Below are 10,639 nucleotides of genomic sequence, written 5' to 3'. Positions count from 1 at the left end.
AATAAGGATGCCAAAGTTTCGAGGATTACTAATTTTATAAATTTAGGTTTCCAGATTATTGATGATAATAAAAACAGCTTATAACAGCAAATTTGCACAAAAACGGCTGACGGTGGTTTACGTTAATTCATCTTTATTTATTTAATTTAGTGCGGTGCGACAATGGTTCTGCAAGCAATGCCATTTCTGCGCAAATTTTCAAAACGTTAGGTGTAAGCGTTCCCCGAACAAAATTCATCAGTTAAGGAAATTTCTAGCTCTGCAAACTGACAAATTTGAACCGACGGAAAAAGCATTTAAGAAATTGAACAAAGACCAAATTAAAACGAACGTAAAACCGAACAGAACGGAAATCGAAATAGAATTTAAAGCTTTAAAAAACAAGTTTCAGACCTAACGAAATGCTCGACCAAATTGTTAAGTTGAACGACAATTTTATTTGAGTTTTAAACCGACCAGAACGCTTTACCGACCGATTTTTTTTGCTTTTAGAAACAAATTGGAAAGACCAAAACGAAATACATTTTTTAATACCGACCGAACTGAACCACAAAATGATTGAATTTCGCAACGAGAGAAAAGATAAAACAACACTTAGCAATAGCTACAATTAGTAACAAAAGAAAAATATGACAGAGCTAACCGAAAAAGAATTAGATGAAATTCTTAAAGAATCAGTTTCAGAGCAGTTAAAATTAGATAAACCGATAAGAACGGACAATATTGAGGATTTTCTAAATACACATATCAAAAAGAAAGCAGTTTTAGGATTTGACATTTATCGATATAGTCAGTTTGATTCTCTAAGACAAACACTAATCCCACACTTATTTAAGAAGTTATATCATATCTCAATAAAAAATTGTCTTAAAAATGAGCAATTCTTTTTAGAATATAAAAATTTAGCGGATTTTGAAAATAGATTTATAGATACAGGCGACGGTGGGTTTCAGATTTTTGATACACCAATTGAAGCAGTAATTTTTGCAATATACTTTCAGGCGAATATTGTTCGCTATAATAGTGGAAATCAAATTCATTCTGACTTACATAATCTTGTTGGCGAAATCAGTTTAAGGTACTCTTTAACGTATGACAATGTGTATTGCTATAAAAAAAATCATTATGGTCCAGCAATTATTAATTGTGCTAGAATAATGTCAAAAGATAAATTGAATAGGTTTCTAATTGATGACAATACCATTATTTGGTTTAACTCCGAGTTAAACAGCATTGAAACTTGCCAACTGTTTGAAGCTGAAAAAGACTTCCCTACTATACCCATTTTTAAGGATAAGTTCAATAAGGAGTCTTATAAATCTATTCTTTTTGGAAAAACAAGTAATAACATTAAGCGATTAGATATTCTTAAAATAGGCGAAATCAAATCTAAAACCGATATTTTATCTATTTACAGTGCTCATTTTCAAGTATCGTTTGGTTCAAGAGGAAAAGACTTTGTAAAATTCCTTGTAACGTTAGGTAACTTAAATTCCAGTGGTCTTTCAGAATAATCGAAAATTTAAACTGTTTTAAGCCCCTAAACTTTGTAAAGGAACGAACTTTCTTTCGATTTTTAGAGGTAAACTAAAAGACAGAAATTGGACATAGTTTTTAAAGATTTAACGAATTGAAATAGAAAACGATTAAATAAACCAACGAAAGAAAAAATACGCCAACACCTAACAACAAATTTGTGCAAAAATGGCTGACGGTGGTTTATGTTCATTCATCAGTTACTTATTTAATTTAGTGCGATACGACAATGGTTCTGCAAGTAATGCCATTTCTGCACAAATTTTCAAAACGTTATAGGCAACCCCTGAAACCAACCGCACATTTAAGCACATTTGGTTTTTCCACTGCACAAATCCGACACAAAAAAACCAAAAGAGCTTCAATCTTCCCAACGCTCGACCTTACTTGGGTAACAAATTGTAGGACTGACTTGGTGGAAATAATAAATTTAATGCATTTGGCTTAATCTTAAACAATGGCCCTTTCTCGACTACCTTTCCTACTACTGTTCTTTTTATTAAGTGGTCAAGTGTAATAATTCCTTGCTCCAAAAGAATATCGAACGGTGACACAATCGGTTTTTTCGTATGCTCAACTGACTTGTAAATAAAATGTTCTTTATTGTCAATCATCAAAGTATCTGTTGCTACCCAAAATGTTTCATTGTGCTTTTCAAGTAAACGTTTGTGTAAGGTTTCTAATCCCCAAGCTACAAAATCGCCAACGGAATATTTATCAGAATTTTCAATTAATTGTCTGACATTGGTGTCTAATTTCAATTTCAAACCTTGAGAATTACGAACTATTGCAGAAACCGTACAATACAGTTTAAAATCCTCGCCACGATTATATCCAAACTCATTCAAAATTTCCGAAGAACTTTTAAATTTACTTGCTGACCAATCTGGAACTTGTGCAAATAAATTCTTTCGGTTGCCTCTTTTATCCCGAAACGCTTTCAACTCAATACCTTTATAATCTGGCTGTTTTGACGAATTGATGTTAATTCCTAAAAGTGTTTCTAGAGTTCTACCAATTGCAGTGTCTGCTTGTAACATTGCGGGGATTGCCCCTCGTAAACTTATTTCTCTAAACAAAATCAATAATTCGTCAGCGACTTTTCTCGACAACGAATTGATTTCATTAACCAATTCTTTCAAAGGATTATTTTCCAAAACATTAATCAGACTTTCAAAATCGAGTTGCGTAACATTAACAACATACAAATCATTTTCATAAGAAATAATTCCTAAAATATCATTTGCTTTTGAGTAAGCACCCAAACCTTTAAACCAAATTCTTGGGTCGCCTTTTTTAGTATTCGGTCGGTACAACGAAGCCGAGGAATTTATCAAACCATCGGAAGTAATCAAATATGAGTTTATTAGAACCTTACTTTCTTGACCTTGATTTTGAAGTTCGTAGTCGTGAATATTTTTATCTTTCAAAAAAGAACGAACAGAACCAGTTGCATCCATAATAGATTTTCCAAGACCTGTAACAGTCGGTTCAATCAAGGTCACTTCAACCGATTTCTCCGTTAAAAGTTTTATTCGTTCTATTTCTACTTTAGTTAATTGCCTCATCTTTTAATCAATATTTTTTAAAATTTCTAAAGCCACTGCTCTCGCCATCAAAGGAGGTACAGCATTACCAACCAAAGTAAATTGTGGGACTTCAAATTTTCTTTTATTCCCGCCAGTAGAACGCTTTCCTTGAAAAACGAAACTATCATCAAATGACTGCAAACGAGCCATTTCACGAACGGTTAAAGCTCTTGGACTTGCGTAATGAACATAATCATCAGGAATAGTCATAATAGTAGATGACGGCCCCTCTGCTTTTAAAACATTATAATTTCTTTTTTCAGAAGTAAGCCCTATTCTCTTTAATTCTTCTTTTGCTTCATTATAGTTTCCTGCATTAAGAATTACATCCAATCGTTTTACCACATCATTGTTTTGCTTACTCGTTTTATGGTTTTGTAGTGGTGCAACAACGTGTGTTAAAACATTCTCCAACTCCTCCGAATTGCGCACATAAAACGGATTTTTTGCATTAGAAAAACGTCCGTTTAATCTTCCTTTCTTTGACCATTCAGCATATGTCAAACCACTTTTGGCGTTAGGTTTCCCATCAATTGAACGTTTTTTTAACAAGGCTTTCATTTGCTCTGTCGTTCCGTTGTATTTTGCTTTCAAATCAATGCTTTCATAATTATATTTTTCATCATCATTTCCAATGAAATCTAAATCATACAGCGCTTCAAAAACTGTAACTTTTTCATTTGGCGAAACGGTTGCCGGAACCGTTTTAATCAATTTTTGGTCTTTACGACAACCAATAAACAAAACTCTTTCTCGATTTTGGGGAACGCCATAATTCGAAGCTAATGCCACAAAAGGTTGGTCGATATTGTACAGGCGAATTTGGGCAAGAATTTCGTTTAATTCATCGACAGATTTTTGATTATTTGCAATTTCTGTTAAATCTTGAACGCATTCATCAAACGAATAATTGTAAATTTCTAAAGCCAAAATAATATCAGCAATTTCATTTCTAAATAAATCTGAAGGGTTAAGTTTCTGAAAGGAATTATGTATTTCTTCAATAATATTGTTTGGCTCAATTGAAACTAAAAAATCATCAAACTTTGGCGCAAAAAAATCGTTATCTAAATCATTGTGATTTTTCTCTTGAATTACTTTTTTTCTTATGTACGCCAATTCCTTAGCTCTTTTCAACATATTAAATCCGTGACGAATAGTGGCGAAATTAATATCAGTTTTACTGGTTTTGTAATCAGCTATTTTTGGAGCTAGAACTCGAAATTTATTTTCAATATTCTGAATGTAAGTCTCCCGAATAGTATCTAATTCTTTGTCAATTGCTTTTTCAAAATTCAATCGTTGTAAATAACAATCAAGAATAAATTGATTTTCAGAGCGTGATTTTTTAAGATTAGCTACAAAATAAATTAACTGATGAAACTCTTTTAAATCAATAATTGAACGTATTTCTTGTAAAATCATTTCTTTAATTTTACCAGCTTCTTTTGTCAAAATACCTTTAACGTTTTCCATCACGAAATATTTAGGACGGAGCATTTTAATAACGTTCAAGTAGTGGGCAAACAAATCATCTTTTTTATCAAACTTTTTACGTTTTCCAGCCAAACTAAAACTTTGACAAGGCGGACCACCACAAACAACATCAATGGTTTGACTTTTAACTTTTTTCAAAAGGTTATCTATAAAATCAGGTTCGGTAATATCCTGACGCAAAAATTCTGCATCCATTCCCAATTGGTAATTATAACGAGCCAAATGCGTCAATTCGCAATTCTCATTTATATCGCTTCCCAAACGAAAATCATAGAACTTGTTTCCATATTCTGCTTGCAAAAAACCCTCACTGAAACCACCTGCACCAGCGAATAAATCCAAAAATTTAATTTTCTGCATTTTTTGGTATTCTGGTGCATCCTCGCAAACCATAGAAACATCAGTATTATGTCTGCGACTATTAACCAACGACAAAATCTTTTCTTTAACTTTTACATCGGTAAACTGACTATGCGGTGCAGACGCAAAATGTTTTTCAACCTCTTGCTTTAAAAAAGTTAAAAATTTATTAATACTCTTATGAGTATATTCAGTTTCCTTGACATTCTGACTTTTAGCATCCCAATCTTTTTTCAAAACCTTCTCTCCAGTTGAAACCTTGACTTGGACATCTTTTTGCCTTAAAACTAAATGAATTGGAAAGTGCTTAGACTTATCAGCCTTATCTAAATAAAATTTGACGTTTACCATATTGCGGACATTTTTACGGACACGGACAAACTTACGGACAAATTTCAAATTGACAAGAAAAACTTGAACTTTTTAATGCCGACACTAAAGCAAGCACATTTGCAATTCGCACAAGTCAACAACACAATCCCAAAATTGCAAAAACGCTTACTTTTCCAACGCTCAAAAAATCGAACGACAAAAGAAGGGGTATGCCTATAACACGGGTTTTGTCTTATTTAGGCTGAAGTGCAATTAACTTCCGTAGTGCTTGTATGTTAATTCATTTCTTTCTAATTTGTTCTCTGGTTAACGCCCAAACAATACAAAGCCCGAAACCGTTACCAGCAAGCCTAACAGACGACAAAACAACAACCTAAGTGAAAAAGAAAAAATATATTGGACAATTAATATCTGTGAAATTCAAAGACAGAAAAACGCCCATTTATGGTTATGTCGTTGACTATAATGACGATTGGACTTTGATGAAATCTAATCCTGTTGACTATGTTATAGACGGTTACATTATTTTCCGAAATAAAAACATTGAAGGTTTTCGCAGAGACACCGACGAAAAATGGAGAGAAAAAGTGATTAGCCTCAAAGGACTCCAATGTACTGAAAAAGACATTATTCCGCTAATCGACCTTGAAACCATTTTGAAATATCTAACTGACAATTTTAGTGTTTTTCAGGTTTACTTAAAATCAGAAACCGCTTGTTATTTGGGAAGACATAAATCAATAAACAAGAAAGAACTTATAATGGACGACCTAAGCCCAAAAGGAATATGGAAAGGAAAAATGAAATTTAGAACTGACAGCATTAGCGAAATTGAATTTGACACAGACTACATCAACTCACTGAAACTTGTTTCTAAAGCGAAAAGCAAAAATAAATAATGACCATATTTCTCGATATATAAAAAAGGCCAGCCGGTAACAGTAAATTTGCTCAAAAATGGCCGACAGTGGTTTACGTCAATTCATCAGTTATTTACTTACTTTAGTGCGGTACGATAATGGTTCTGCAAGCAATGCCATTTCTGCACAAATTTCCAAAACGTTACCAGCAAGCTTAATGAAAATATCTACTATAATCACACTCATCCTGCTCCCGACAATGACTTTGGCACAGAAAGATATTGTAGGAAAATTTGTGGATAAATCATACGGAACTAAATACCTAGACTTCAGAGCCGATTTTACTTTTACTTTTGAAATAGGTATTCACCTGCAACACGACATTGCTTGCGGAACTTATAAAAGACTAAATGACACAATATATTTAGCATACAAATACAATATGACCGACACTTGTTGCAACGTCAATCAAATAAATGTAAAGGCACAGACTGGTGGTAAATATGAACTGCTAATCGAACCAGAAACGGGTTGGAGACCAGATACTTTATTTTACAATGACAATAAGCTTTACGAAATAAAGAATAATAAACTAATTACAAAAACTGCTAAATTTTAAGTAAAGGCAAGTGGTAATAAACCGGAAGGAACGAGACGTAAATATCTTATTTTTGGACCTTTTGTCTATAAAGAACGATCTACTTTTTATATGGAAAAGGTAAATCAATAATCAAAGCCGAACTGGTAACAGCAAATTTGCGCAAAAATGGCTGACAGTGGTTTATGTTAAATCATCTGTTAATTGTTTAGTCTAGTGCGTTACGACAATGGTTCTGCAAGCAATGCCATTTCTGCACGAAATTTCGAACCGCTACAAGGCATTTTGCCAACGAAATTCTCCAGACGAAATTTGTGATGTCAAAATATTTTCCATAATATTGTATCCGAACGAATACATATAAACGAATGTACTTTATTGAAAAGTCAACAGAATTTGATAAGTGGTTTAAGAAACTGAATGAATAAGAGCGAAAGCGAAAATTTTGTTTAGACTTCAAAAATTATAAAATGAAGAACATTCTGGCGATTGTAAACCAGTTGGGAATGGAATTAGTGAACTGAAATAAATTATGCAAAAGGTTGCAGAATTTATTTCAAAGAGACTGACGGAAAGATTATTATTCTGCTAATTGGTGGAAACAAATCTAGCCAACAACAAAACATCGAAAAAGCGAAAGAAATTTGGAATAAACTAAAAAAATAAAAATGGAAACTTCAAAATTTGATATAGCAGACTATTTAGACAGCAACGAGATGATTGCCGAATATCTAAATGCGGTTATGGAAGAAGGGAATGATACTGAAATTGTAACTGCGATTGGATATATTGCTAAGGCAATTGGTATGACCAAAATAGCGCAAGAAACCGGAATGAGTAGACCAAGTCTATATAAAGCATTATCTGATGGAGCCAAACCACAATTTTCAACCGTTAGGAAAGTATTAAAAGCTATTGGCGGACAACTAAAAGTAAATCCAATAACCGCATAAAACACCTTATAGAGGCAACTGTGAGACACGATACAACCGATAATTATAACCAAAAAAGCATCGATTTAAAACCGATGCTTTTTTCTATATTTTTAAAAATCTAGTTTCAGTTGTCAACACAACATCCCACCCTCAACCCCCACTTAACTCATCTTCAACTTCTTCTGGATATCGTTTGCGTAAGTTTTAAACTTTTTATCGGTATATATCTTTTTGAAACATCTCCAACTCATTATTTTTCCTCTATCCAAGTTGTTAAGTTATCTATTACTTCTTGCCAGTGCATTTTCTCAACGATGGGATTCCTGTTTTTATCTAACTCCATAAAATTGTGCTCTAATCCGACATAAGGCTTCATTGTTAAATTTTCTTTCCCAGCGCTAATAAAATAAATTGGCAATAAATCACACATTACCGAACGGAAATCTTCTGTGCCATAAGCAACGTATATGGGAATCTTTATTTTTAAAAAATCCGCCAACAAAGGTTTGTCAAAACTTGTCCAAGTGATGCTGGGATCTCCATATTTCACCTCCAGATCTTTTGGATGCGCTATGACGTCCTCCCACACTTTATAATAATTGTCTATCATTGCTTGGCTTTCCTGTGGTGTTTTTTTGCCAGTAATGGAAAAGTATCTTTCTAGTCTAATATATTGGTCAAGTCTTCCAAAGGGATTTCCACATAAAAAGCCTATTTTATAAATTTTCCTATTGTTCACAGCAATTTCCAAAGCTACTTTGGCACCTTGCGAATGTCCTACAACTATTATTTTTTTCTTGTTTATCCATTTCTGCCTATAGAGATATTTAATTACCTTTTTCGCTCTTGAAACATAATTATCTAAATAATTATTCTTTAGATAATCATTGCTTAATGAATCAGATTTTGCAGTATCGGGAACATAATTGTAAAACTTATTTAACTTATCTATCTTGACTTCGAAAGGCGTTTTTGGCATTGAGATTATAACTAGATGATATTTCTTAGCAATTTCCTGATAGTTAAAGGCACTAAGAGCTGGAATAAACTTACTACCTTGGGCATACTGAATAACTAAAGGCACTGGAGTCGAGCCTTGGCAAAATATAAGAAGGGGTTTAACGGTATCAATTCTATCGTTAATCAGTATAAAATTGATTGTATCTTGTTTCCCTTTAAGTTGAAAATGCCTCGAATTCAGCCCGTCAACTTTTCCTAAATCTTGACAAAAAACTATCGTAGGAAATAAAAGAAAGAAAAGAATAAGTGATTTCATAGGATTAATAAATGGTAGATTCAAGTAATAAAAGTTAACATTATTTTTGGCATTAATTCAAAATCCTTATTGATAGTTAACAGAAAAGGCTCGGTAAATATCGAGCCCTTTCTGTGGTATAAGTTTCTGGTATAAAAGATGATTCTAAGTTGAACGCTTTTCCCACTAACATTCAGCTTTCCCTTAACTCATCTTCAACTTCTTCTGTATATCGTTTACGTAAGTTTTAAACTTTTTATCGGTATCTATTAAATCTTCTACCGTTTGGCATGCGTAAATAACCGTACTATGATCCCTTCCACCAAAAAATGCACCAATTGTTTTTAAAGAAGATTTGGTATGGCTTTTAGAAAGGTACATAGAAATCTGTCTGGCTTGTACAATTTCGCGTTTGCGGGTTGGCGATTTAACCATATCTATAGAAACCTCAAAATACTCGCACACCAATTTTTGGATGTACTCCATAGAAATTTCTTTGGTGGTGTTCTTTATAAAGTTCTTTAGCATTTGCTTTGCCAACGCCAAATCTATTTCTTTTCTATTTAAAGTTGCCTGAGCCAATAAAGAAACCATCGCTCCTTCTAACTCGCGCACATTGTTATCAATATTGTGTGCCACATATTCTACTACTTCTTCTGGCAATTCTATTCCATCTGCATACATTTTCTTACGCAGTATGGCTACGCGAGTTTCTAAATCTGGCACTTGAAGATCTGCCGAAAGACCCCATTTAAACCTGCTTAACAAACGCTCTTCTAACCCAACCAAGTCTTTTGGTGGTTTATCAGAAGTTAGAATTACCTGCTTGCCAGATTGGTGCAAGTGGTTAAAGATATGGAAGAAAATATCTTGAGTTTTTTCCTTGCCGGCAAAATTATGCACATCGTCCATAATAATGATGTCCATGGCTTGGTAAAAATTCACAAAATCGTTTATGGTGTTATTTTTAAGGGAATCTACAAACTGCTGGCAAAACTTTTCGCAACTCACATAAATGATCAACTTATCGGGCATGTTGCGTTTTACCTCGTTGCCAATGGCCTGCACCAAATGTGTTTTACCTAAACCTACGCCGCCGTAAATCATTAAAGGATTAAAAGAAGTACCACCGGGTTTTGCGGCTACTGCATAGCCCGCAGACCTAGCTAAACGATTGCAATCTCCCTCAATATAATTATCAAAAGTATAATTGGCGTTTAATTGTGGGTCTACATTTAATTTCTTTAAACCGGGTATGATAAAGGGGTTTCTGATGTCTTTATTGATGGAAACCGGAATGGGCATGGATTGCATTTTCGATTCTGCGCCATTTCCATTCGATGGCATATTTGTAGTGTACGGGCTACCACTGTTCGATGATTTATCAACCACGATGTTGTACTCTAACCTACCGGCATCGCCAAGTTGCTTTTTTACGGTCTTTCTTAATAAGCCAACGTAATGTTCTTCCAACCATTCATAGAAAAATAAACTAGGAACTTGTATGGTTAAAATGTTGCCTTCTAATTTAAGGGCTTTTATCGGCTCAAACCAAGTTTTAAAACTTTGGGTCGGGATATTGTCCTTAATGATTTGAAGACAGTTTTTCCATACGTCATTACTTGTTTTTTCCATGCTGAGATTCATAGTTTATTGGTTTACAGTGCCCATAACAC

8 protein-coding genes are annotated in these 10,639 nt (G+C 33.7%); 4 read left to right on the top strand and 4 right to left on the bottom strand.

The features are described from left to right. Positions 1-629 precede the first annotated feature (629 nt). Positions 630-1,514, top strand: coding sequence for a hypothetical protein (locus ABIB40_RS17030; RefSeq protein WP_354360597.1), 885 nt, complete (start codon positions 630-632; stop codon positions 1,512-1,514). 405 nt (positions 1,515-1,919) lie between these two features. On the opposite strand, the gene ABIB40_RS17025 is transcribed toward ABIB40_RS17030, so the two are convergent. Both ABIB40_RS17025 and ABIB40_RS17020 read right to left on the bottom strand, forming a co-directional pair. Beyond that, positions 1,920-3,104, bottom strand: a complete 1,185-nt coding sequence (locus tag ABIB40_RS17025) for an MvaI/BcnI family restriction endonuclease (protein WP_354360596.1) — start codon at positions 3,102-3,104, stop codon at positions 1,920-1,922. A gap of 3 nt (positions 3,105-3,107) precedes the next feature. Next, positions 3,108-5,333, bottom strand: a complete 2,226-nt coding sequence (locus ABIB40_RS17020; RefSeq protein WP_354360595.1) for a DNA cytosine methyltransferase — start codon at positions 5,331-5,333, stop codon at positions 3,108-3,110. A 359-nt stretch (positions 5,334-5,692) separates the two neighbouring features. On the opposite strand from ABIB40_RS17020, the gene ABIB40_RS17015 reads away from it, so the two are divergent. From ABIB40_RS17015 to ABIB40_RS17005, 3 genes are all read left to right on the top strand, one after another. Continuing rightward, positions 5,693-6,214, top strand: coding sequence for a hypothetical protein (locus tag ABIB40_RS17015; RefSeq protein WP_354360594.1), 522 nt, complete (start codon positions 5,693-5,695; stop codon positions 6,212-6,214). Between the two features lie 58 nt (positions 6,215-6,272). After that, positions 6,273-6,794: a hypothetical protein gene (locus ABIB40_RS17010; protein WP_354360593.1), complete on the top strand. Its 522-nt coding sequence runs from the start codon at positions 6,273-6,275 to the stop codon at positions 6,792-6,794. A 647-nt stretch (positions 6,795-7,441) separates the two neighbouring features. After that, positions 7,442-7,726 (top strand): addiction module antidote protein, encoded by a 285-nt coding sequence (locus ABIB40_RS17005; protein WP_354360592.1) that lies wholly within the window; start codon positions 7,442-7,444, stop codon positions 7,724-7,726. A gap of 232 nt (positions 7,727-7,958) precedes the next feature. Here ABIB40_RS17005 and ABIB40_RS17000 read toward each other — a convergent pair whose 3' ends face one another. Together ABIB40_RS17000 and dnaA are read right to left on the bottom strand one after the other, a co-directional pair. Further along, the gene (locus ABIB40_RS17000) at positions 7,959-8,984 is read right to left on the bottom strand and encodes an alpha/beta hydrolase family protein (RefSeq protein WP_354360591.1); all 1,026 of its coding nucleotides are present in this window, start codon (positions 8,982-8,984) and stop codon (positions 7,959-7,961) included. 183 nt (positions 8,985-9,167) lie between these two features. Next, a complete protein-coding gene (gene dnaA / locus ABIB40_RS16995; protein ID WP_354360590.1) occupies positions 9,168-10,598 on the bottom strand; it encodes a chromosomal replication initiator protein DnaA in 1,431 nt (476 codons plus the stop codon). Positions 10,599-10,639 lie beyond the last annotated feature (41 nt).

The organism is Pedobacter sp. UYP30, from assembly GCF_040547165.1.
Classification (GTDB): Bacteria; Bacteroidota; Bacteroidia; order Sphingobacteriales; family Sphingobacteriaceae; genus Pedobacter.
Note: the sequence above shows the minus strand (reverse complement) of the source record. Positions and strands in the feature narration are given on the sequence as shown.

Bases quoted from the DNA above. Each gene is read 5' to 3' on its own strand.
- ABIB40_RS17010 (WP_354360593.1), top strand. From the start codon at position 6,273: ATGGCCGACAGTGGTTTACGTCAATTCATCAGTTATTTACTTACTTTA.
- ABIB40_RS17005 (WP_354360592.1), top strand. From the start codon at position 7,442: ATGGAAACTTCAAAATTTGATATAGCAGACTATTTAGACAGCAACGAG.
- dnaA (WP_354360590.1), bottom strand. From the start codon at position 10,598: ATGGAAAAAACAAGTAATGACGTATGGAAAAACTGTCTTCAAATCATT.
- ABIB40_RS17025 (WP_354360596.1), bottom strand. From the start codon at position 3,104: ATGAGGCAATTAACTAAAGTAGAAATAGAACGAATAAAACTTTTAACG.
- ABIB40_RS17000 (WP_354360591.1), bottom strand. From the start codon at position 8,984: ATGAAATCACTTATTCTTTTCTTTCTTTTATTTCCTACGATAGTTTTT.
- ABIB40_RS17020 (WP_354360595.1), bottom strand. From the start codon at position 5,333: ATGGTAAACGTCAAATTTTATTTAGATAAGGCTGATAAGTCTAAGCAC.
- ABIB40_RS17030 (WP_354360597.1), top strand. From the start codon at position 630: ATGACAGAGCTAACCGAAAAAGAATTAGATGAAATTCTTAAAGAATCA.